Raw genomic sequence first — 23028 nt, 5'->3', positions numbered from 1 at the left:
CGTTATGTATACATCCTAACTTCCGAATGTCATCATGAAATTAACTGCAAATTAATATAAATTTAACGAAGTCATGACATTTTCGCAGTATTGTATAGATATCATCTATACTTGAGGAGCTGGATTTATGTTTAATTTGCAGCAATTAAAAATTTTAGTCCTACTTGCAGAATATAAGAGATTAACGCTCGTCGCGAAAAAGCTGAAAATCAAGCAGCCTTCCGTCACATTTCATATGAAGAAGTTAGAGCAATCAACAGGTGTCCGTCTTTTTATTCACAAGCATAAGATGGTCCTATTTACGGAAGAAGGCAAAGCCCTTCTGCATTACGCCACCCGAATCATTTCGTTGTCCGAGGAGGCGGAGCAAGTATTAACGGACTATCTGCAATTTAAAAAAGGGAAAATTATCATTGGATCGAGCAATACTCCAGCAACCTACTTTCTTCCAAAGCTGCTTGGGGAAATGCGCCAGGCTTACCCGCATGTCAACATTGCCATCCAAGTGCATAATTCTCCTCAAATTATAGACTTGGTTAAAAAGTTGGAAATCGATTTTGGACTGGTAGCCGAGCATAAAGTGAGCGATCCTGAACTTGTCGCGATCCCGATGGTTAACGATGAGCTAGGCTTGGTCATGTATCCCGATCATCCGCTGGCACTTGCAGACACGGTCGAATCAGAACTTTTGCAAAATGAGTTATGGATTTTGCGGGAACAAGACTCCGCTTCACGTAGAATGATGGAGCTTTGGGCCGATCGGAACAATATTAGCTGTAAGGAAGGGCTGGAGCTTGGAACAACGGAAGCCATCAAACGAGCGATACAGTGTCGATTGGGGATTTCCATCTTGTCCCGATTAGCTGTGGAGGATGAAGTGCGAAGTGGACAATTGATCTTTAAAACTTTAAACTCTGAGACGTTGAGTCGCAGCCTATTTTTCATCTATAGCCGAAATCGGTTTGTCACACCGATTCTTCAGGAATGGATTCATTTCTTCAAAACGATGAAGGTTTAAAATGGTATAAGAAATCAATCATCTAAACCCCCACTATCCGGCTGGTAAAATCACTAATCCAGTCATGCCATTAAATCGCTTATTAAACTATGCTGCCCGATAGGTAAGCAGAGGCTACCGATCAAACCGGCAGCCTCTAAAGATCTGTTTATTGAGCAAAAGTATTGGTTAGCTCAGTAATTTTTTTCACCGGTTCCAAACTCTTTCAATTAGTGGCGTATTATTAAATTCTGAGAAACAGTACACATCTGGGTTTGATATGCTCTGCCATTGTTCATATCCAAATTGATGGTCATAATATCTCAGAAGTAATGACATAAGTTTGCCATGAGTAACAACAGCGATATTTTTAAAGTCAGTAGTAAGTACTTCATCTATGACTGAAACGATTCGGTTCATGGCATCACTACTAGATTCACCGCCCGGAAGACATCTATTCAAATCATTAAAACTAATACGTAAATGATCCATCCAGTCCGGAAGGTTCTCACTGCTTAGAACTCTTTCAGCCAGCCGGTCATCAATCTTTATTTTTAAATTTAATCGTTGGGCTAATGGTTGAATTGATTGAATAGTCCGCACGAAAGGGCTACTTATTATTGTTTCAATTCCTCTAACAACAAGAAAGTCAGCAAGTGTTTCTGCTTGTGTAAGTCCCTCTGCAGTTAATTCTGCTTCCGGAGACTGCCCCATAGCCTTACAGTGACGGACAATGTACAGTTTCATGATTGGTTGCACCTCCTTAACTGAACGGTATGTATCAATTCAAACATTTCCACTATGTTTGAAAAATTCCTGCTCGTCAGTTGAGAAAAGATAGGCGATCATCTGTCCAGATACCATCATGCTTTATTGGTTGAATTATAGTTCTTCGTTAGTGCAACAAACCGTTGTTTATTAAATTAATTGCCCACCATGAAAAATTTTCAGAATAAATTCACGTTCAGGAACCTGCAATCTATTATAAGAATACAGAAACTCCATATTGTCGTAGGGCACCTCAATTAACTCTTCACTGATCGAATTCTCCATTATTGAGACAATGCCATACCTTGCACGAGGTTTATCGTAACAGCCTAATGCACCAGGATTAAAATAACTTCTAATGTACTCAGGGTTTATTCTGTCTGCCAACCATTGGTGATGGTGCCGTTCATTTTGATGCCCTTTTGGAGCGTCAACACCAAAATAAGCTGCCATTACTGCTACATCATGATTACCCACAACGAATGAAACATCAGTTCGAGACAATAGTAATTCAAGAACTTCGTTGGAATCAGGTCCAATACCAACTACATCCCCTAAACAATAAATGTGATCGACACTCTTGGAAGTGATATCCTGAGACACCGCTATTAATGCAGGGCTATTTCCATGAATATCAGTTATTACTGCTATTTTTTTCACTTATATCCCCCCCAAGCCAAGAGTTAATAGGTTTATATTCAAATTATTCATTTAATTCCAAAATCCTGCTATTTCTTGAAAAGAGGAGCTGCATTTTTCGCAGCTCCTCCACTCTCGTTTTTCGCTAGCGTAATGAACCTTCATTTTTTAAAAGGGAAATAAAATCTGTTGTGTTTGAGAATACATCATCAGGTTTTATGTCAAATACTGTACTTTGATATGTGGATAACCACTGCACCGCATAAGTCCGAACCCCTGCAGATTTCCCCGCAGTAATATCTGCATTACTATCACCTAGAAACACTGCTTTCTCTACTGTTGATCCAAAGAATTGTATAGCTTTATGTACACCTTCAGGATCGGGCTTAGCCTTTTCAACATCATCACCGGTTACAACGAAATCAAAATATTTCGATATATTTAACGCTTCTGATGAGATATTAAATGCTTTTCGACTCTTTCCAGTAATAACTGCAACTTGTTTATTATTCTCCTTAAGTAAATTTAATAAATTTAGAATTGAATTGATCTCCTTAATTTCGGCGTGTCCTTGTCCATATAAATAATAGTATTCATTTATTGCATCTTGTACTAAATCTTTATTTTGGAAGTTCATCGCAATAATCTCATCTTCTGTAGGGCCGAACATGGATACAAGCATTTCATTAGTTACATCTTGGCCATCATATTTTTTGAAAACTGCTCTAAACGCGGCAAAAGATGAAGGTAATGTATCTGCTAAAGTACCATCAAAGTCAAATAAAATTAGTTCAGTAGTCATGAAAAAACTCCTTTTAGAAAATCACTTATTACCATTAAGTTCCATATCTACACTTGAATATCCTGCCTTATTTCAATAAACAGGGAGCAGATGCCAATGCGACGACCTACTCCCTGTTTTTAACCTATTGTTTATCGTTAGCTTCACGATGCCAATCCCAAAGTCTTTTAGCCTTATCAAACACCCAATTCAAGTCAATATAGCCTCGTTCCATGTGGAGTCGAAGTGCATCTCCCCAAGCTAAATATTCAGCACTATTAACCTCGTTAGCCTGGTGAACAGGCTCATCCTGTTCCTCAATGGCTTCTAAAAGGAATAAGCGGACTTGCTTTCGAATGGTTAGCCCATTTTTTATCATAGGATATTCAACATCGCCAAGCGGTGAAAGAATTCTTGATTTAATCCCTGTTTCTTCAAAGATTTCCCGGACTGCAGCGTCCTCCCAAGTCTCTCCAGATTCCAGATGTCCTTTTGGGAACCCCACATGTCCATATCTATCGTGAATGAGTAGAGCTTGTAAACCTGTCTGTGTCTCGCGAAGAACTAATCCCCCCGCAGCTCGTTCAATGAGATTCTCTGTCATAGTAAACCTCCTTTGTCAATACAAGCCGAAACCTATTATACCAAATGCTCAGATAGAATTTCATAAGAATTGAGTTAAGCAGAACTGTCAGTTAACGTAATGGGAGCTGCCGACTATGCCGGTAGCCTCCACTTGTGTTTATTGCGCTATAGTTCCCCGTCTAGCTTAATCGTGGAAGTGTTTCAAAAGGCTCGACTTATTACTTGTCCTCGATATTCTAATGTATCTTGAGCCCTTGTTCGTTGGACCTCACTTAACTCAGATAAGGGCGACCATCTATATTCGGAATGTTCCGAACTAAACTTTATTTCCTCATTTTCAGGGAACGAACAGCGAAAAATTCCGACTTGTGCATTAATATTACTGTGATAATAATACCTGTTAACACTGCATTTTGAACTTCTATTCCAATTTCCTCACGACATTCACGAATTAACGCTTGATGGATAGTTTCTCCAGGGTCTACACCACACTCCATCCCTTATTGCCGTACGTGCGTTTTAATGTAAGAAGGTGCCCTTGGGAATTAAATATCATCGTATGAACAAATCTCGGCTTCCTGTGTTGATAGCGATACTGCGGCGGATACAAAGAAAACCAGGTTACTATAGTTCATCGTAAGGTGGCCAATGATCAGAAAAATTTCAGAAAGAAGATAAACTTGTTATTTTTCCATCCTTTGAAGTAAATCTTCTTTTACTTGGCTTCCCTCCATTGGCAAGCTAATCTCCATAATTTGCATAAAATGCACCTCTTCCGTATGCCTCTACTCACGGGTCAACCTGTTCCATGATGGGCTGAACTAAAGTTCTATCGTTAGCTTAATCGCATATTGGACAAAAACACCATACTCTCTTCGACCGACCTGTTAATATAGTCAATGATTTCAAAGTTATTGTTGTTAAACAGCTCCAGCGCTTCATTCATAAGGGCTTCATCAATTGTAAAGTCCTTTCTCATCAAATCTAGTATGGCAGGTAAGTATTCGCTGTTATACCCGTCAATGTTCACGGTAGGCAGTACATGCTGATGAAGTTTCAGAGAATATTGTTTTATTATTCTTCCGTTTAGTCTTTCAAAGTCACGATAAGCGACTAGTGCTTTCTCCTTTAATTGCAGAGGAGATGCGAATTCCACGATTTTTAAATATAGTTCCAGCCAAACTACATCCGAAATTAAGTGACATAAATAGCCAAGGTAAAAGGGTGTATTCATCGTATCCTTGTACGTATCATAAAAGCGACAGTAGTTGATACGACTTTTTCCATTTGAATCAATATCTTTAAAATGTGTTACTCCTTTTGCCACACCCATGAGCCCATGTATATCAGGTGCTATCCCGCCGAGCATAAACTCATTCCTGTTCTCAATACCTAACCTATCAGCTAATAGAGATGAAATACAATAATGCATGATTCTTGAACCCATCTGTATGCCTCCATCTTAAGCTATAGACACTATATTTTTATTTTCCTTTATCCATATTCTGATATACATGAATATATTTCAATAGTCGTAAACTAACATGTCAATGACAATAAGATAATAAATTGTGCAGTATCTAGGTCCATCACAGTTGAGCCACTATTGCTCCATTAAACCCGTTAGATGAGCAAAAGGCTGCCAATCGTGCCGGCAGCCACTTTAGTATATTTATTGAGCTATCGTTCCCTGATAGTTCATTGACGTGTTTAATAAAACTTTATAATCCGTTTTAGTTTTACTACAAAATCAGGTTTGGTTACTATTTTTATCATAAGCTCATCGTGGGATGCCCCTACAGACTGTTCAAAATTACTGTGGATGCACAATAACCTGTACTCCCCCCAACAAACCGACGAGAATGTAAAATCCATTGTATTGAACATTAATTTTCTTCGTGGAAGTGGTAAGTACAGTTTTTATTGCATCAGTCGTTTGGGAATCTACGTTAACTCCTATCGCCTGCATCATCTTCACTGTTGCCTCAAGATTGTTAGAAATTGGTTGATGATTCGAATCAAGCGTTTTATAGATACTGAACATTTGTAGACCGCCGTGAATACGACCATCAGTATAATTAGCTACGATATTTCCAGTACTTGATTCTTCGAGATGAATCACACCCTCAACATTACTAGCCTTTACTACATAGTTACTACCCACCTCAACCTGAATCCTAGCTATATCTTGAACAGCATTATTTTGTGGTTTTGTCACATCTGTAGGTATTTCTGTTAGTTGGTTGGGATCACTTGCAGTGCTCGGTCTAGCCAAAGGAGTTTTGCTGCTTGCATTCTCCAGAGCGTTCTTAATAAACTGGACAGCCTCTGCACGTGTCAAGTTGTCGTCGCCAGCGTACCCTGCTATTGTTTTGGATGTCTTACCCGAAGTGAGTCCTTTACCGAACATGTAACGGATTGCGTTATCCCCGCTGTAACTAACGCCTTGTGTGGACGAGATTACTTCTGCAACGGTTTTACGACTGATAGGAGCATCTGGGTTACTTGTTACAGGATACGAGTTCTTGTAGGAGAAAGTGTAGTACTTGTTGTACCAAACTTTGCTTTCTGTATCAGGCACATCGCCCATACTGCGGAGGAGCATTGCAAGGAATTGGCCTTCTGTTACCTTGTCGTTTGGTCTGAAAGTACCGTCCTCAAAGCCATTTGCGACTTTATTAGCGGAAGCCCAGTTAACTGAATCTTGAAACCAATCTCCTGCTTTAACGTCACTAAACAAGACTTGCTCATTTACAGTGCCTGATTTTTCAGTGGCAATACCAGTACTCCCACCTCCTGTATCCGCTAAAACTGTAGTTGCTGTTGTTGTTAATACTGTGGCGATCGATGCCGCGATTGTTAGTCGCGTAAGTGCTTTCACTATAACACCTCTTCATTTTGGGTTAAATAAATCTCACTCTATGGAGCATTCTACTGGGATGTTTTTCGGTTGTGACAAAATAAATTTTGTTCTGACACATATACGAACATGTAATTTGACAAAACTATTAAAGCACAAATTGGTACTTTTATACAACAGCCTAATCCGCGACCGCTATCATCGGAGACTTGTATGCTTTAGTTGCTGTCGTAACCAGACTCTTGCCGTCTCACATCATCTTAATCCATCATACATTCACTCCCATCTGCTGACTGCTAGGTGGGGACTGTTTGTCGCTCACATGGGAAGGATATTTCATTAACGTAACCTTCCCGTTAGCGTGGAAAAAGCAGCCGCTTTATGTTGGCTACCTTCACTGGTGTTTTATTAAACTATAGTTCACCGGTAGTTAAATCACTCGTCGCAATTAATGACTAATCCAGACTGTTATGTATCAAAATTAAAACGAGTTGGAGCATCTACGTAGTCATCTACTTGATTATCTCTCCATAACTTTTCTACTTCTGATGGACCAATATTGATCCCCAAAAATGATGGGTCCAAAAATATTTCTTGCTTATTTTGAAGTATTATCTTCATTGCATCACATAATATTTCGCTAAGATTATTTACTTGTAAGTTATAGAACTCGATTGCTGCAACTTTATTATCTATTGATGGATTATTAAATATTATATTACTTATTCTTGATTTTGCTGGGATAACATCTTCCAGATCAATTTCTAATTGGACTGATATAGTTTGGGAAATTGATAACTTCGAGTATTGCTCAATTGATTCTATCTTTATAAGTTGACCATTAAATTCAAAAAATAGGTATCTCATAAGAGCTGTAAATTCAGTGACGCCTAAATTATCTGTATCTACGAAACCAGTTAAATAAATTTCATCTATACAGCTGTAATTAATTATATCGAGAATTTCTTTCAAGACATAACCTCCATATTATTTTGAACTAACGTTCTGCGTTAGTTTAGTCCCATATCATTTATGGTTTTTGAATGTATAATTTTTCGTATTTCCTCGGTAAGAGGTACTATCGTGCCTCCCTGAGATCCCGTAATACTACCATCCGAATTTAAACCTATCCCATTTGTAAGATGGATTTCATTCATATTTACGCTTTTTATTGTAGTAATTTCGAACTGAGTACCTTTACCAGTTATATCAATTGCCACTTCATCACCAGTCTTTAGCGATTGTGCCCAGGAAAGCTTTTCTTGATTGAATTTGCTACCCAGTCTAAGTAGATTCGTAAGCTTTTGGTTCCTCATACACATCTCCCTATCATAAAGTTTCACATTTACAAGTATTAAGCTATCGTTACCCGTTAGTTAAATCTTTGATTTCTACATATTGCTTAACCATATTGGTTTATCCACGCTGATTACTTGAGGAATAAGTTCTTGAACAAGGTGAGGTAAGACATTATGTTGTTTTAATTTCTCAATTGTGGGCTCAATCCAATAAAACTCAAGATGTGATTCCTTCGAAATTGGTGATGCATTTGAAGACAATTCTTTTGTTATTACTTCGAACAAATGGTTAATCTCGTGGTACTCTTTGTCTTTAATTCCAAACTCAATGACTCCCAGAAATCGAGTGATTTCACAATTGGTTACTCCCAATTCCTCTTCTAATTCTCTTTTGAGAGAAGTCTGAGCACTTTCCCCAAGTTCAACCCCACCGCCTGGTAAGAATGAATGTGCACCTTTCATTCTAGCAATTAGAATGTGATTATTATCAATTATTAAAGCCCTTGCAATATGCCGAAACTTGATACTCATCTAAAAACCCCCAAACTCAAATGCTCTTATAATCGAATCTCTATAGCCCTTTGGCATAGTTAAAAGTCCTATTTCTTCAATTGAGAACCAATTATACTCCAAGTGTTCATCACTAATCTGAACCTCAGTTGAGTCATCTGTACTCTCGCAAAAATAGGTAACAATTAAAACATGTTTATTCGAAATGACTTCATAAACCCAAACATCTAAAATTGATTTAGCATTACAAGATTGCCCCAATTCTTCATAGATTTCCTGTGATACACACTCCTCTGGAGTTTCTCCTTCCTCAAGCCTACCTCCTGGTAACTCCCATTCATTGCGTTCGTTCTTAAGTAGAATAACCTTGTTATTCTTAAAAAGCACACCTTTTACGGACACCGGTAGCATCCAATTCATAATATCCTCCTAATTATAGTTTTCCTTATTTTAACATATGGTGCATTATGAGTTTGTTGCCCGTTAGGTGAACGAAAGGCTGCCATTTATGCCGGCAGCCTCATGATGTATGGATTATTATCCTATCGTTCCTCGTTAGTTCAACAAGCTATTACCAATGAGCCTGAAGTTTGTTCCCATTTGGGTCAAAAAAATGGAAAAAGAAATGTCCATCTTCTTCTTTCATATCATCTACTTCGACACCGTGTTCAATAAGTTTTTCACGTAAGAGTTGAATATTCGGGCTGGTGAATCCGACTGCAAACTCTAATTGACCATTTCTACTAAAGTGACCACGAGATTCAATGTCAGCTTTCACTAAGACTAATAATGGACCAGCTTTTAATTCCACTACTGCCAATTCTTCTGTCATACGTCTTAATGCGAATCCCAAGAACTCTGTATACCAACGCACAGAGTCCTCTAATTCATTTACTGGTATGCGGAAATAATGAATTTCATCAATTAACGACGGTAAATGAGACATGAGAATGACTCCTTCAGAATAGATTGAATTACTTAAGGTAAATATTCCACATTTTCCCTTACACCCCTTTTTTTATTTCGCATTACTGCCCGGTAGTTGCCTGGAACAATAAAAACAAAATAAGCGATGGATCTGTCCCATCGCCTCATAAAAAAAAATTAATTAATAAAATTTATTCGTTAACTGAATGCCTCTTAGTCGATTACTTCCTCTTTATTGGAAAATGTAACAGAAAATCTGCATTTCCACGTTCTAATGGTGAGTGTACCTTCGAATACATCTCGAACCCATGAGTTCCTGCTTGTTCATACTCTGAATTCTTTATCCATTCATACAACTCTCCATATGCATCTCCAGCTCTGTCAATATCTCCTTGGTATTCTAAAACAGCATAGGTCGCTTTAGGAAGTTCATAAGACATCATATCAACTGGCGGTTCTACATCATGGTTAACTTCAACACCAGCTATCCATGTAAACAGATCAGTATTAGGATTATAATTTGGCGGGTCAATGAAAACTCCATATGTAATCGGAATTCCTATGGCTCCATTTACCTCTTCTAATCTTTCATTAAAAGATTGTTGGAGTTTTGGAATTATCAATTGCTCTCTAGTGTCTTGTAGTAATGTTTCCAGTTTCATTCCTATAATACGTGTTTGTTCTCTTTCAATTATTTTTATGGGCATACTTTGACCTCCATGATTAATTTTTAATATTACTTCCACAAATATACATATTTGACCTTTATTCAAATGTCTTTTTATTGATTTAATCTGCCCGTTCACTTCAATAATAAAGGGAGCAGCTGCCGGCCCCGCGGCAAACTGCTCCCTTTATAACTTTTGCGTCCTTCATGTCATTCTTCGTTGGCGAGTTGTCATCTAATTCTTTACTTTTCTTTACGTGTAGTGGGTTCGCTACGCCGTATTTTACTTGCTCTTCTTTAAGAAAATTGGCTAGGTTTAGCCAGTAGTGCCCCGTTGGTTCCATACCAACTAGGGCGTCCTTGAACCCTTGCTCCGTCGCAATCTTCCTGAACCAGCTCACAAATAATTCAAAGCCTTCTCGATTGTTTTCAAACGTAAGTGCCTTCCCGAACTCGACCCCGCGGAAGTCTTGCGCACGAGCCACATGTCTGAATTTTGCGATGTCGACTCCGATGATTAAAGTAGAAAAAGTCATTTGATTAATTCGTTCATTTTGAGTAGAATGCATGGTGTAGTCTCCTTGATATTGTTATTGGATCTGTCGCTGGCCAGCAACTGGGATCCATAAACATCATACCAAGGAGTCTTTTTATTTCTCAAACCTCGTATTTCCTCATAATAGGAATGCTGCACGTTAGCGGGAAGAAGGGCTACTACTCGGCAGCCTTTCCTGTATACCAATGGTTAAAACACAGTTCAATGAGTAATGTGACTACGTCGGGAATGTTACAAAGTTCATGTCACCAGACATCAAACAAAATAATAAGTTCTGGTCTGGGGTCCACTTAAAATAAAGAAAAAAAACAGCAGCAATAGACCAGACCTGGGAAACACCGTGGCCCACAACCAACATCCAATAACCGACCCTCGCCTAAGTACGTAGTTATTTTATCTGCGAAAATCATTTCAGCCCTCCGTTCCTCGAACTGAAACTTCCACGGGTGTACCTATATTCCTTCTAGTATTACATTAACACTGCATGCTGCTGAGACGCTGTCAGAGCCAGCAGCCAGGCAGTTTTAAGTAAAACAGAAAAACAGCCCCGGTGTTGAGCTGTCTTCTTTGTTTTCTCCCATTTCTCCTAGAAAAGCGGTCCTTGTTATTAAACTCATTTAGTTTGTCCCGGCGACTATTCGATGCCATCAATTTGCCCAACAAGAACTGCATAAACCAGTTTTCTATTTGTATCGCTCCTTGCATCTTTATCTCTCGTTCGTGGTTGAAATCCTATATTTGTTGCTCTCCCACCCTTAAGTGGTTCTGACTTCACGATTGCTACCCCGTGTTCATCCTTTCCTTGAGGTCTAACATTAGGATATAATTCCTGTGATTTGTTGTCGCCGCTACCAACACGCGCATTATCGGAACCGATCAGATCTGCCATCGTTCCCCGAACATAATGCAGCTCCACCATATACTTATAACTATCCATCAATTGAACGTCCTTTTTAGCGAAGCCCTCTTTCCAGTCAGCGAACGCTAATTTCTTGGAATACTCTAAATTATCTGAAACGAATTGCTGCCCGGTTTCATGCCCCTTATTGTTCACTCTTGAAGTAAGTCCAGAATTTTCGACAAATTGATCAAGCTCGGCCTTGCACATGGCTCTGTACATGGTTTCGGTATTTTCAAGGTTTTCGGCTTGTGTACTAGCATTAATGAAAAGCACCTTTTTCATCTCTGTAAATTTAGGATCTGGCAACGTCTTGGGATCTATTTGAGCTTCTTTCACTTTAATTGCCGCTTCTAAATCCCCCCAAGTAGCATATTTCCCCTTGTCCGCCGCGTCTTTTACCCATAAGGCAAGTTTCGACTTTTCCTTCCCATTCAGATTGGTAACATTCCTCATGGCATCCTGCATACTAACGGGTTCTGCTCCCGCTTCATCGACAGTGACATACCGCTGAATAGTTGTTTCTGACCGGGATGGCTTAAGTTTACCAGACTTCATTAGCTGGGCGACTGCGCGATTGCCGATTGTTCTTTGGAGTTGCAGTATATGAGACTGTGAGAAAGGCGATATAGAATTACCTGAACCTAAATCAGTCTTGCTAGCCTCCTTCGCCTGAAGTACAGGACCTTGCGTTGTTTGTAGACGCTTATCAGTATGACTTGCCGGCTGCGATTGCAAAAACAACACCTCTCGATTTTTCTTTATAATTTAAATTAAATTTCAATAAGAGAGTTAAAAATACCTTCTTTTGGAAGAAAACTATGGATGTCCCCTGATTCGATACTAAGAGCATAAGAAAAAAAACCACGGCGGTTTTTCACCCAAAGTGGTCTGATTGCACCTTATTACTTATTCATTTTTACGAAATCCCGGTATAGTTTTGTTGCTTTGTATGACGGCAATTTTACCTTATTGTACATGTCTAGAACTTCAGCACGCAACTCTTCGCTCGTTCCAGAAATAATTGGCATCTGACTCAGGCCGGGGCCATCTATGTTGAAAACGCCAAAAGTATCCTGCTGATCAAGAAAGAGACCTACAACAAAATCAATGACCTGCATGAGATCAAAGAAGGAACACTAAAGATCGGTTTAACTCCTGAAAGAGGTACCGGCATGTTTGCAGCCATCTATCCCGGTTTTTAGATAAATAAAAAGATTTTATTGCTCTGCAATTTTTACCTCGCTGTAGGCCATAAGCAGCGGTGCAACGCCATGTCCGTTATTATCTACAATGATTTCATTCTCAGTATAGTATTTGAAGCTTCCATCACGAACCTTACCGGTATCAGGGTTTGTACCAAGACCAGCACTTCTGCAGATCCCGCCAAGCAGCACTTCACCATTCTCCTCACGGAGATATTGCCGGGTTGTGCCATCCAATGCAGACTTCCCGCGATTAGCGTATTCTTGAGCAAGATAGCCAAGGCGTGAACCTTTTAACATGGCATAAGCAAGCATCAAAGATCCACTAGATTCCAAGTAATTCCCTGGACTATCCCCCATATCGACAACCTGATACCACATACCCCCGCTATGTTGGTAAGGCAACATACCATCTAGCGTTTCCTGCAAAATCATCTTCAATGGCTCACTATCAACCCGTTCATCTTCCAGAAGTTCAATTACATCAACCAATGCCATCACAAACCAGCCAACAGCACGGCCCCAAACATTCGGAGACATTCCTGTCGTTTTGTCGCACCAAAACATCTCTTTACTCTCGTCGTAAGCATGGTAGTACAAGCGATTCTCTTCGTTAAAAATAAATTTCCTAACGTTAAGAAACTGATTAATTATATCGGAATAATTCTTGTTTTTCTCAAACTCCTTCATGTAGCGCACATAAAAAGGTTGCCCCATGTAAAGTCCATCCAGCCAAATTTGGTTTGGATAATTTTCTTTATGCCAGAAGCTACCTGACTTTGTTCTTGGGTATATATTCAGTTGATGATAAATCAAGTCAAGCACTTGCTTATATTTGGGATCTTTCTCTTTCTTGTATAAGTCAAATAGAATGGTGGCCGGTCTAATCTGATCAATACTAAAATAACGCACATCAATGGCAGGGATTCTGTCCTTCCCATCATAAAGACGATCGATGAAATTTTTCACAAACCGATAATATTCTTCTTTCCCGGATTGTTTATAGCTATCCATATACGATTTGAGAATGCAGCTCTCTATATAATGCCATCGCAAGGAAAACCATTTTCCTTCACTCTCTAAATATTGGTCTCTTAATTGATCTAGCATTTGATAGTTCATATACAATCCCTCTCTCAAAGCTAAAATGGGTAACTTAATTGTCTCGATATTGCCCAGGTGTCATTCCTGTCAGCTTTCGGAATGTCCGGATGAAGCCAGTAGAATTAGTATAATGAAGTCGCTCTGCAATTTCTGAAATCTTCATATCCGTCTCATTCAGCCACTTTTTCGCCATATTAACCCGATAATTCGTTAAATAGTCAATAAACGTAACACCTGTTTCCTTCTTAAAAACACGACTTACATACACAGGATGATATTTGAGATGCATGGCACACGATTCAAGGGAAATATCCTGTTCATATCCGTTATGAATCATTTCGATCATTTGATATGCGAGATTGATATATTGTGAATCCGCGTGTGCTTTGAAGAAGGCAAGAACTGGTGGCAGCAAATTCGTCTTAAACCATAACATAATCTCTGGTACTGTGTTTAGTTTCATGAATGTCAGGAGCACTGATTTGGTGCTGATTAGGCTTTCTAACATTCCACCCTGTTGCTGGACATGGCCATGAATCTCCGAGATCAGCTCAACCATCACGAATTGAAAATCGTTAAATCTGATGTCTCTTTCCATGATAGACGCAATATATTGATCAAAATGTTCAAAGGCGGCGGTGGCATCACCTATTTTTAAGGCATTGACAAAATAATCTTTCAAGTAATTCAGAGATGCTGCCAGATGTTTGCTTTTCTCTTGAACCGTTTCGATATCATCATAATGAATGATAATATCACTCCCAAGACGGATCCTTCTTTTCAGTGCTTCCAAAGCCTCTGTATGCGCATTCGTGGCATCCGTATATCGCGTAAACACTCTGCTAATCCCGATACTGACCTTCAGCTGAAGCAGTTCGTGAACCTTGGATTTAATTTCCTCTGCGGCCTGATGAAAACTTTGTTGAAGTTCTTGTGGATCTTCCACATCACCAGTAAGCAAAGATACCTGCGATTGATCTAGCAATAGTGATCCTAGCATACGATTAGCTGGCAAAAGCTCACTGACGATGTTTTGGATAGCAAATAACAGCAATTCCTTATCGCTTTCCATGTATCTCGTATCTTGAAGAGAATCGATCTGCAGTGCAATCACACCCAGATGCCTCCCTTTTTCCGCGAAGCCATAGGTATCACACTTGAAAGCAAATTCGCTCTCCTTCACCTGTCCCATAAACAGTTTCAATAGGATGAACTCTTTCATCTGTCCCATTTGACCTTGAAGCTGCTGTTGAAACTGCTTCCGTGTTCGGAATAAAGCATTAAATCGATCTTCGATATATGCAAATTCATCTTTCCTGCGAGACTCTGTCGTTTCGCCACCGAACTGCTCCATCGTTTGAAACAACCGGCGGATGGGGGAATACATTCTTCTACTCCCGTAGAATGCAGCGGCTGAAATCACGATAAAGACAATCAAGCAGACATTTATCGTGACAAGTGCAATTTTCTTGGATTCCATCGTCACTTGATCAATGGAAACAATGGAAACGTAGGTCCAATTATTCGAAGATACTCGGTAATTCACGGCCGTAGCTTTGCCTTCGAAGTATCCGTTTGCATCTTTCACTGCTTTCAATGGCGCCAATAGCGCATCTGTATTGAAGCTCGTGCCTGCATTACTCAAGAAAGGAACGTGCTCTTGGTTCAGTACATAGATTTCTCCCAGCTGCTTCGTTTGCGCTAACCCTTTTTCCAATTCACTCTTCGACATATCAATAATTAATAAAGCTTTCGGGGATGTGGAGGGTGCAATCATCGGAAGTTTCACAACCATACGGATGCCATTTTCATCAGCAAGCCAGAATAAATTTTTGGGATTCTTTGCGTAATCTTTCAATAATTCTTTATCCGTATATTCTTGCATATCGGTAAAACCTAGATTGCCTATCATCCAGTCATTTTCCAGGTTAATGAGATGGGTATCCGCTACTGCGGATAAAGAGTGTAAATTATATAAGCCCTTGGCAAGGCTTGTAATCGTTTGGAAATCGTCCTGATTCAAATCATCGTAGAGGTTGTCTGATACAAGCGGTGAATTTAAATATTGCACAGCACCCATTTCTACATTTTTTAAGACTTGCTCAATTCTCATCTGGTTCTGCAGCAAAATTTGGGCATTGCTTTCTTTAACCTTCTTCTCAATGTCCTTAGAAGAAATCTGATAAGAAATCATTCCGATTGTTGTGACTGGAATAGCAACCAGCAACATAGCGAATAGGATCATGCGATATAAATAGGTGGGCAAATGAATTCCTCACTTCTGTTTACTTTCGTTTTAACGACCCTAGTATACCAAAACCAGCCGCCCGACTGTTAATACCCGGACGGCTGCTTGAAACATGACTTCTATTGATTGAACGCTCTATTTCTTCTGTTTAGTATATTCTTCCGAATATTCAGCGATGACCTTCTCACCGCCTGCTTTCAACCATTTATCAAGCTCATTTTGCCAGCCGGCATCATCGATTTTCCCCATAATGTATTTGGTTTGGGCATCACGAATCATGTTATCCAGCTCCACTCCTTTTTCTGTATATGTCTTTGAATAATACGTCAAAGCCACATTCGGCACGACACTTTTCAGATTGTCATCCGCTATTTTCGAACCTTTTGCCTGCAGCTCGGATTGCTTCAAAGGTAATCCTTTACCTGCTGTCTCAAAGGAAGGCAAGCTGTCACGATATGGTTTCACTTCAAGGTTAAACAACGTCAGATCTTTAAATTGACCTTTGCCATCCTCTGTTTTCGTAAAGTGTTTGCCTTCAACACCTCTCGTCAACAATGTAGACATTTGAGCATCAAGCAGCTTATCGAAGAAACCTAACAGACGCTTCAGCTCTGCTTCTGTTTTCACGCTGGATTTAGGGAATAAGAAGAAGCCATTGTTTCCAGACTCAGCGGGTACTTTAAGTCCAGATGGACCTTCAAATGGCACTACATCTACAGCTGCTGTCGGCGTAGACTTCAGAACATTGTCAGAAGAAAGCTGCGCAGCTGTAGCTACCGTGTTAACACGGATGCCCACTTTACCTGCATTCCATTTGTTATCAGAATCAGCCGATTGCACGATGGAGAAATCTTGATTAATTAATTTCTCAGCATACAAACGTTTTAACAACTTCAAAGAATCCATGTATGGCTTCGTCATAAATTCAGCAACGATTTTACCGTTTTCAACTCCCCACTTATTAGGTGCTCCATTCGGAACAGAAAGTCGAGTCATAAAGCTGGCACTAGCAGCTGGATCATTATAGTTTTTATCTAGGAAGAAACCGTAGGTATCTGCTTGACCGTTCTTATCAGGATCTTTTTCTGCAACCGTTTTCGCCATGTTGTACCAATCATCCAGTGTAACGGGAGGCTTTATGCCAAGCGCACTAAACCAGTCTTTGCGGTAAATGATGCCGGCACGCCCAATATCACGGTATAACGGAAGCCCATACAGTTTGCCGTCCACTTTAATGTTATCGTAATACATTGGGCTAAGTTCCGATAAATTTTTGTAATCCTTCAACAATGGACCAATTTCCCAGAATAAGCCGGACTGGATGGCATTAAGTGTCGATGCGTTAGCTTTCACTTTAAACGCTTTAGGCATTTCGTTGGAAGCAATCATGATGTTCTTCTTGTCTTCAAAAGCAGCATCTGGAATCCATTGAATATCGATTTTGGCATTCGTATATTTCTCTATCGCCTGCTCAATATCGCTGCCTTTTTTAGGCGCTTCTCCAACTTGCGGTGTAGCAATCGTCACTTCTAAAGGCGTGTTGTCCACCGCTCCTTTCTCCTCTTTCTTCGGATCGGTGCTGTTACTACATCCTGCAAGTGCAGCTGTTGTCAACGCGATGGAACAAAATAAAGCTATATACCTTTTTTTAATCATTCTTACCCCTCCATAATTAAGAATAATATGGTACATATACAAAGATAAACCTTAATAGGCTATCCCTTTACCGAACCTAATAAAACGCCTTTGGCGAAATGCTTCTGCAAGAAAGGATAGACAAGAACAATTGGTATTGTTGCAACCACAATTGAAGCCATCCGAATCGTTTGGGGTAAATAATCTGTAGGATCGGACTGTGAGGCCGAATCTCCAATTTTATCTTGAGACATAAGCACAATTTGCCTAAGCACCACCTGTACGGGCCACTTCTCAGAATCATTGATATAAATGACCGCGTGGAAAAACGTATTCCAATGTCCTACCGCGTAAAACAGTCCGAAAGTCGCCATAGCCGGCATAGACAAAGGCAAAACAATTCTGAACAACGTGCCGATATCGTTGCATCCGTCAATTCTCGCAGCATCTTCCAACCCATCTGGGATTTGCTGAAAAAAGTTTTTCAGAACAACTAAGTTAAACGCACTGATTGCTGTTGGAATCATAAGAGACCAATAGGAATTGATTAATCCAACCGATTTAACGACGAAGTAGGTTGGGATCATCCCGCCACTGAAAAGCATTGTAATCAGAATCAAAAGCATGAATATTTTACGACCACGCAATGTGGCACGAGCTAATGGATACGCTGTAAATGAAGTCAAAATTACATTAATCAATGTTCCTAAAACGGTTACATAAATCGATACACCGATACTTCTAATCATCGTATCCGTTGAAAAAATGTATTTATACGCGCTAAGCGTAAATTTGGTAGGTATCAGCAGCAATCCGCCTTTGACAACCTCCGAAGGGGCTGCAAACGAAACCGAAAGAATATAAACAAAGGGAATAATCGTGATCAAGGAAACGAGGGTCAGTAGCGCATAGTTAACCCAATCGAACATTTTATTGCTTAATGTCTTGTCATTCGTTGGCATTGTTGATCTCCACCTCCTTAGAGCTTCTCGTGATCATATTTTAGTACACGCCTTCTTCGCCTAACCTCTTCGCTAAACGATTCGCGCCAAGCACAAGTACCAGCCCAACTAACGATTTGAACAAACCAACTGCAGCACTGTAGCTATACTGAGCCTGTGTTAAACCCTTCATATACACATAGGTATCGAACACTTCTCCAACTTCCCGGTTCATTGAATTCAACATAAGAAAGATATGTTCAAAACCTGTATCCAGGAAACTGCCCAATCTTAGAATAAACAGGATCACAATCGTACTCCGGATAGCAGGAATAGTAATGTGCCAGAGCTGACGCCACCGACCAGCACCATCCATCCGAGCGGCCTCATATAATTGCAAATCTACCCCTGACAAAGCAGCTAAAAAGATAATCGTACCCCAACCAGCCTCTTTCCAGATCGACTGACTAATGATCATCGGTCTGAACCATTCCTCGCTTAGCATAAAAGGAATTTTCTCAAAACCAAAGTGTACAAGCAACTCATTCACGACGCCACCCTCTGTCGTAAATAGTACATAAAAAATACCGACAGCAACGACCCACGAAATAAAATGAGGCAAATAAAGCAGGGTTTGGACAATTCGTTTGAACATCTCTCTTCTCGCTTCATTAACCATAAGGGCTAAAATAATAGGAAGAGGAAAAAAGAAGACTAAATTATAGATGGCTAACAGTAAAGTATTTCGAAATAGTGACCAGAATTGGGGTTCCGCAAAAAACCGTTCAAAATGTTTGAAACCAACCCATGGACTGTTTATAAATCCAGTAAAAGGCTTGTAGTCCTGAAACGCCATGACCAGACCAAGCATCGGTACATATTTAAATACGACAAAATACAAGATTCCAGGAAACAAAAGTAAATACATCCATCGATCTCTTAGGAGATCTCGTACAAGCTGTGATCGTTTAAATGAGCTAATTTGAGCTCCTTGCACCAGTGTATCCGATGGTCGCGTCACTCGACTTCCTCCTGACTGAAATGTTATTCGTTTATATCTCGTATGATACGTTATCATCTTCGTTACAGGCTATCGTACTCATTTAACTTCTTTATTTGATTCGTGAAAACCCTTACAGGGCAAGGACTTTAGGTCGTGCGAAATCTTCGTGTGATCATATATTTGTTCCATAGACAAAAGCCCCTTCGCGAAAACTCGCAAAGGGACTTAAGTCAACATGCATCTCTACGAGTGTTCGTTAATAGGAAAACTAACTCTCCCCAAGTTGGCTACACTCCTCTTACCGAAAGACCATGTTTATCGAAAATATCTTTCATAACCAATCTTGCTCCGTCTGACGGAACTCTCGCGGAATTCGCCGTGCTACCCCTGTTTGAATTGCAGCTTGGATGACGGAATCACGAATACGTCTCACAACTTCCTGATTAAATACACTTGGGATGATATAGAGCTTGTTTAACTCCTTTTGTGTTACGACTGAAGCAATCGCTGCGGAAGCAGCAAGCTTCATCTCTTCATTGATAATAGCAGCCCGACAGTCCAGAGCCGCACGGAAAATACCAGGAAAACAAAGAACGTTATTAATTTGATTAGGGAAATCCGAACGACCTGTAGCGATAACGCCTGCAATATCCTCAATTTCTTCAGGATGAATCTCAGGTGTTGGGTTTGCCATCACGAACAAGACAGGACGTTTTGACATCCGCTCCACATCCTCTCGCTTCAGTACGCCTCCTGCTGATAATCCTATAAACACATCAGCTCCATCGATTACTTCATGAAGGGATCCAGTCCGCAGGTTAGGGTTCGTCCGCTCCGCGTACCCGTTCCACATCGGATTTGTGTAATCTTCCGTGCGAAGTAGCGCTCCTTCCCGGTCTACACCAATCAACTCTTTCACACCAGCAGCAAGTAAAATGTTTGAGCAGGCAATACCTGCTGCACCAACTCCACAAATGACAACTTTGACATCTTGAATCCGTTTACCAACAACTTTCAGAGCGTTGATAAGCCCAGCGTATAGGACGACGGCTGTACCGTGCTGGTCGTCATGAAACACTGGAATGTCCAGTTCCTTACGTAGTCGCTCTTCAATTTCGAAGCAACGAGGTGATGAAATATCCTCCAGATTAATGCCGCCGAAACCAGGTGCTAAATGTTTGATTGTTGTGACGATTTCATCAGTGCTCTGCGTGCTCAAGCAGATAGGAATCGCATCGACATCCGCAAACTGCTTGAACAGCATCGCTTTGCCCTCCATTACCGGCATCGCTGCGTACGGCCCAATATTGCCAAGCCCGAGAACAGCACTGCCATCGGAAACGACTGCGACCGTATTTCGTTTAATCGTTAACTTGTAAGCATTATCAGCGTTCTCATGTATTGCCATACAAACTCTGGCGACATCAGGCGTGTACACCCTCGAGAGATCATCTCTGTTTTGAATAGGCGCTTTGGGCGTCATCTCGATTTTGCCGCCGAGATGAAGTAGAAATGTACGGTCAGACACATGAACAAGCCGTACACCGGCAAGCTCTTTCATCCTTGCGGTTATCTTATCTAGCTGGATTTGTTCCGCAGCGGAAACGGTAATATCACGGACAGTCCAATTCGAACCTGTCTGAATAACATCAATTGCGATAACGTCCCCCCCGTTTTCTGTAATGACCGTTATCAATTGACCAAAGTGAATCTGCTCCGTCTGCAGCTCCAAACGAAGAATAATGTTTTTACCACCCATTGTTTGTTTCATTTGAAGCCTCCATTATTTCGTGCCATTGCTTAAGAAATTCAGCTGCACGTAGTAGATATAAAAGAAAAATCTTTCCAAAAAAGACAAATGCGGTTAGTACAATAGCTTTATCCTTCCTCGTTCACAAGAACATTTTTGCCTTTCAATTTCATGATCAGTGGAATACAAATCCAAAGCAACCCAATAATTAGGAAAACAAGCGAGATAGGCTTCTGCAGGAAGATCATGAAGTCGCCATTGGAAATGGTAAGCGCTCTTCGCATATTGTTTTCCATCATTGGACCAAGAATAAGACCAAGTACTAGCGGAGCTAGCGGGTAATCATTCTTAGCCAGGAAGTAACCGACCAAACCACAACCCATTATGAGCATCAAGTCAAAAGTCGAATACTGAACGGCGTATACACCAAATACCGAAAAGACGATAATTAATGGAATCAGATATTTGGTTGGTGTTTCAATCACTTTAGCAAACACTTTAACCAGAGGCATATTTAGAATCAAAAGCATAAGATTACCGACAAACATGCTGGCAATGACGCCCCATGCAAGCTGCGGATGATCCTGGAATAACAGTGGACCTGGCTGCACATTGTACATAATGAAAGCCCCCATCAGAATCGCGGTTGTACCTGAGGAAGGAATCCCCAGTGTTAATAGTGGAATCATCGCGCCTCCGGAGGCGGCGTTGTTGGCAGACTCCGGCGAGGCTACGCCCTCAATGGCTCCTTTGCCGAATTTCTCGGGATTTTTACTAATCTTTTTCTCCACGATATAGGCAAAGAATGAAGCAAGAATGGCGCCTGCGCCAGGCAGCAGGCCGATAAAGAAGCCAAGCACGGAACCGCGTGCGATAGGTGCCGCACTGTCCTTCAAATCCTGCTTCGTCGGCAGAATACGATTGATTTTGGCCAACTCGCCATCGTTGCCTTCACGTTGGAGAATTGTTTTAAACACTTCCCCAACGGCAAAGGTGCCGACGGCGACTGTTAGGAACTCCAAGCCTTGATATAATTCAGGAATGCCGAATGTGAATCTTTCCACACCCGAAACGTTGTCAATACCGATTGTTGCGAGCAATAGCCCAAAAGCCGTCATTATAAGAGCCTTCACCATGGATTTGCCGGCTAGTCCGCTAATAGCAAGTAAGCCAAGCACCATAAGCGAGAAATATTCGGCTGGTCCAAATTTAATAGCTACCGCCGACAAGGGACGAGCTAAGAAGATTAACCCAATTAACGAAATAATCCCGGCTGCGAAGGAACCAATAGCAGAGATAGCAAGTGCTGCTCCCGCTCTGCCTTGTTTCGCCATTTGGTAACCGTCCAACGTTGTGACGACAGACGATGACTCACCCGGCGTATTAAGAAGAATGGAAGTCGTCGACCCCCCATACATCGCGCCGTAATAAACCCCTGCCAACAAAATAATTGAACTCGTTGCTGCTTCCTCAGGAACTAAGCCTGCGGTCATTGTTGCCGTGATCGGGATCAGAAGAGCTACACCACTCATCGGGCCGATTCCCGGAAGCACCCCAACGACAGTACCAATTAATACTCCAAGAAATACAAAAATGACATTATGCCACTGCATGGCAGTACCTAAACCGTGTAGTACGTAATCAACTGTGCTCATA

Annotated in this window: 22 protein-coding genes and 1 pseudogene; 1 reads left to right on the top strand and 22 read right to left on the bottom strand. The window is 40.7% G+C overall.

All coding sequences use genetic code 11. The annotated features are described in order from the left end of the window. Positions 1–127 precede the first annotated feature (127 nt). The gene (locus AC3WTJ_RS12015; RefSeq protein ID WP_492521927.1) at positions 128–1018 is read left to right on the top strand and encodes a LysR substrate-binding domain-containing protein; all 891 of its coding nucleotides are present in this window, start codon (positions 128–130) and stop codon (positions 1016–1018) included. Positions 1019–1204: 186 nt separating this feature from the next. Here AC3WTJ_RS12015 and AC3WTJ_RS12010 read toward each other — a convergent pair whose 3' ends face one another. The 22 genes and pseudogenes from AC3WTJ_RS12010 to AC3WTJ_RS11905 form a co-directional block, all read right to left on the bottom strand. Next, the gene (locus AC3WTJ_RS12010) at positions 1205–1744 is read right to left on the bottom strand and encodes a histidine phosphatase family protein (RefSeq protein ID WP_492521926.1); all 540 of its coding nucleotides are present in this window, start codon (positions 1742–1744) and stop codon (positions 1205–1207) included. A 171-nt stretch (positions 1745–1915) separates the two neighbouring features. Then, positions 1916–2425 carry a metallophosphoesterase family protein gene (locus tag AC3WTJ_RS12005; RefSeq protein ID WP_492521925.1) on the bottom strand — a complete coding sequence of 170 codons (510 nt, stop codon included), beginning with the start codon at positions 2423–2425 and terminating at the stop codon, positions 1916–1918. A gap of 124 nt (positions 2426–2549) precedes the next feature. After that, positions 2550–3206: an HAD family hydrolase gene (locus AC3WTJ_RS12000; RefSeq protein ID WP_492521924.1), complete on the bottom strand. Its 657-nt coding sequence runs from the start codon at positions 3204–3206 to the stop codon at positions 2550–2552. A 124-nt stretch (positions 3207–3330) separates the two neighbouring features. After that, complete coding sequence (locus AC3WTJ_RS11995) at positions 3331–3789, bottom strand: NUDIX hydrolase (RefSeq protein WP_492521923.1); 459 nt, start codon at positions 3787–3789, stop codon at positions 3331–3333. 304 nt (positions 3790–4093) lie between these two features. Further along, the gene (locus AC3WTJ_RS11990) at positions 4094–4267 is read right to left on the bottom strand and encodes an NUDIX domain-containing protein (protein WP_492521922.1); all 174 of its coding nucleotides are present in this window, start codon (positions 4265–4267) and stop codon (positions 4094–4096) included. 338 nt (positions 4268–4605) lie between these two features. Continuing rightward, positions 4606–5217, bottom strand: a complete 612-nt coding sequence (locus AC3WTJ_RS11985; protein WP_492521921.1) for a zinc dependent phospholipase C family protein — start codon at positions 5215–5217, stop codon at positions 4606–4608. Positions 5218–5583: 366 nt separating this feature from the next. Beyond that, on the bottom strand, positions 5584–6651 hold the full coding sequence (locus tag AC3WTJ_RS11980; RefSeq protein ID WP_492521920.1) for an S-layer homology domain-containing protein: 1068 nt from the start codon (positions 6649–6651) through the stop codon (positions 5584–5586). A 447-nt stretch (positions 6652–7098) separates the two neighbouring features. Continuing rightward, positions 7099–7602: a hypothetical protein gene (locus AC3WTJ_RS11975; protein WP_492521919.1), complete on the bottom strand. Its 504-nt coding sequence runs from the start codon at positions 7600–7602 to the stop codon at positions 7099–7101. A gap of 38 nt (positions 7603–7640) precedes the next feature. Next, complete coding sequence (locus AC3WTJ_RS11970; RefSeq protein ID WP_492521918.1) at positions 7641–7946, bottom strand: hypothetical protein; 306 nt, start codon at positions 7944–7946, stop codon at positions 7641–7643. Positions 7947–8021: 75 nt separating this feature from the next. Further along, on the bottom strand, positions 8022–8459 hold the full coding sequence (locus AC3WTJ_RS11965) for an NUDIX domain-containing protein (RefSeq protein ID WP_492521917.1): 438 nt from the start codon (positions 8457–8459) through the stop codon (positions 8022–8024). Further along, complete coding sequence (locus AC3WTJ_RS11960) at positions 8460–8858, bottom strand: NUDIX hydrolase (RefSeq protein ID WP_492521916.1); 399 nt, start codon at positions 8856–8858, stop codon at positions 8460–8462. A 151-nt stretch (positions 8859–9009) separates the two neighbouring features. Further along, on the bottom strand, positions 9010–9384 hold the full coding sequence (locus AC3WTJ_RS11955) for a VOC family protein (protein WP_492521915.1): 375 nt from the start codon (positions 9382–9384) through the stop codon (positions 9010–9012). Positions 9385–9586: 202 nt separating this feature from the next. Beyond that, a complete protein-coding gene (locus AC3WTJ_RS11950; RefSeq protein WP_492521914.1) occupies positions 9587–10072 on the bottom strand; it encodes a GyrI-like domain-containing protein in 486 nt (161 codons plus the stop codon). 127 nt (positions 10073–10199) lie between these two features. Further along, positions 10200–10601: pseudogene (locus AC3WTJ_RS11945) on the bottom strand (IS110 family transposase); the annotation flags it as partial. Between the two features lie 621 nt (positions 10602–11222). Continuing rightward, positions 11223–12224 carry a hypothetical protein gene (locus tag AC3WTJ_RS11940; RefSeq protein WP_492521913.1) on the bottom strand — a complete coding sequence of 334 codons (1002 nt, stop codon included), beginning with the start codon at positions 12222–12224 and terminating at the stop codon, positions 11223–11225. 482 nt (positions 12225–12706) lie between these two features. Continuing rightward, positions 12707–13813: a glycoside hydrolase family 88/105 protein gene (locus AC3WTJ_RS11935; RefSeq protein ID WP_492521912.1), complete on the bottom strand. Its 1107-nt coding sequence runs from the start codon at positions 13811–13813 to the stop codon at positions 12707–12709. Between the two features lie 34 nt (positions 13814–13847). Further along, positions 13848–16061: a helix-turn-helix domain-containing protein gene (locus AC3WTJ_RS11930; protein WP_492521911.1), complete on the bottom strand. Its 2214-nt coding sequence runs from the start codon at positions 16059–16061 to the stop codon at positions 13848–13850. Between the two features lie 117 nt (positions 16062–16178). Next, complete coding sequence (locus AC3WTJ_RS11925) at positions 16179–17699, bottom strand: extracellular solute-binding protein (RefSeq protein WP_492521910.1); 1521 nt, start codon at positions 17697–17699, stop codon at positions 16179–16181. A 59-nt stretch (positions 17700–17758) separates the two neighbouring features. Next, on the bottom strand, positions 17759–18640 hold the full coding sequence (locus tag AC3WTJ_RS11920) for a carbohydrate ABC transporter permease (RefSeq protein ID WP_492521909.1): 882 nt from the start codon (positions 18638–18640) through the stop codon (positions 17759–17761). A gap of 40 nt (positions 18641–18680) precedes the next feature. Continuing rightward, complete coding sequence (locus AC3WTJ_RS11915; protein ID WP_492521908.1) at positions 18681–19640, bottom strand: ABC transporter permease; 960 nt, start codon at positions 19638–19640, stop codon at positions 18681–18683. A gap of 313 nt (positions 19641–19953) precedes the next feature. After that, complete coding sequence (locus AC3WTJ_RS11910) at positions 19954–21393, bottom strand: NAD-dependent malic enzyme (RefSeq protein WP_492521907.1); 1440 nt, start codon at positions 21391–21393, stop codon at positions 19954–19956. Positions 21394–21500: 107 nt separating this feature from the next. Further along, the gene (locus AC3WTJ_RS11905; protein WP_492521906.1) at positions 21501–23027 is read right to left on the bottom strand and encodes a tripartite tricarboxylate transporter permease; all 1527 of its coding nucleotides are present in this window, start codon (positions 23025–23027) and stop codon (positions 21501–21503) included. Position 23028 lies beyond the last annotated feature (1 nt).

Source organism: Paenibacillus sp. FW101-FHT12H11 (genome assembly GCF_058790355.1).
Note: the sequence above shows the minus strand (reverse complement) of the source record. Positions and strands in the feature narration are given on the sequence as shown.

Coding starts and splice junctions, on each gene's coding strand:
- AC3WTJ_RS11910 (WP_492521907.1), bottom strand. CDS start 21,393: ATGAAACAAACAATGGGTGGTAAAAACATTATTCTTCGTTTGGAGCTG.
- AC3WTJ_RS11970 (WP_492521918.1), bottom strand. CDS start 7,946: ATGAGGAACCAAAAGCTTACGAATCTACTTAGACTGGGTAGCAAATTC.
- AC3WTJ_RS11985 (WP_492521921.1), bottom strand. CDS start 5,217: ATGGGTTCAAGAATCATGCATTATTGTATTTCATCTCTATTAGCTGAT.
- AC3WTJ_RS12010 (WP_492521926.1), bottom strand. CDS start 1,744: ATGAAACTGTACATTGTCCGTCACTGTAAGGCTATGGGGCAGTCTCCG.
- AC3WTJ_RS11955 (WP_492521915.1), bottom strand. CDS start 9,384: ATGTCTCATTTACCGTCGTTAATTGATGAAATTCATTATTTCCGCATA.
- AC3WTJ_RS11995 (WP_492521923.1), bottom strand. CDS start 3,789: ATGACAGAGAATCTCATTGAACGAGCTGCGGGGGGATTAGTTCTTCGC.
- AC3WTJ_RS12000 (WP_492521924.1), bottom strand. CDS start 3,206: ATGACTACTGAACTAATTTTATTTGACTTTGATGGTACTTTAGCAGAT.
- AC3WTJ_RS11990 (WP_492521922.1), bottom strand. CDS start 4,267: ATGGAGTGTGGTGTAGACCCTGGAGAAACTATCCATCAAGCGTTAATT.
- AC3WTJ_RS11905 (WP_492521906.1), bottom strand. CDS start 23,027: ATGAGCACAGTTGATTACGTACTACACGGTTTAGGTACTGCCATGCAG.
- AC3WTJ_RS11965 (WP_492521917.1), bottom strand. CDS start 8,459: ATGAGTATCAAGTTTCGGCATATTGCAAGGGCTTTAATAATTGATAAT.
- AC3WTJ_RS12015 (WP_492521927.1), top strand. CDS start 128: ATGTTTAATTTGCAGCAATTAAAAATTTTAGTCCTACTTGCAGAATAT.
- AC3WTJ_RS11950 (WP_492521914.1), bottom strand. CDS start 10,072: ATGCCCATAAAAATAATTGAAAGAGAACAAACACGTATTATAGGAATG.
- AC3WTJ_RS11935 (WP_492521912.1), bottom strand. CDS start 13,813: ATGAACTATCAAATGCTAGATCAATTAAGAGACCAATATTTAGAGAGT.
- AC3WTJ_RS11920 (WP_492521909.1), bottom strand. CDS start 18,640: ATGCCAACGAATGACAAGACATTAAGCAATAAAATGTTCGATTGGGTT.
- AC3WTJ_RS11925 (WP_492521910.1), bottom strand. CDS start 17,699: ATGATTAAAAAAAGGTATATAGCTTTATTTTGTTCCATCGCGTTGACA.
- AC3WTJ_RS11960 (WP_492521916.1), bottom strand. CDS start 8,858: ATGAATTGGATGCTACCGGTGTCCGTAAAAGGTGTGCTTTTTAAGAAT.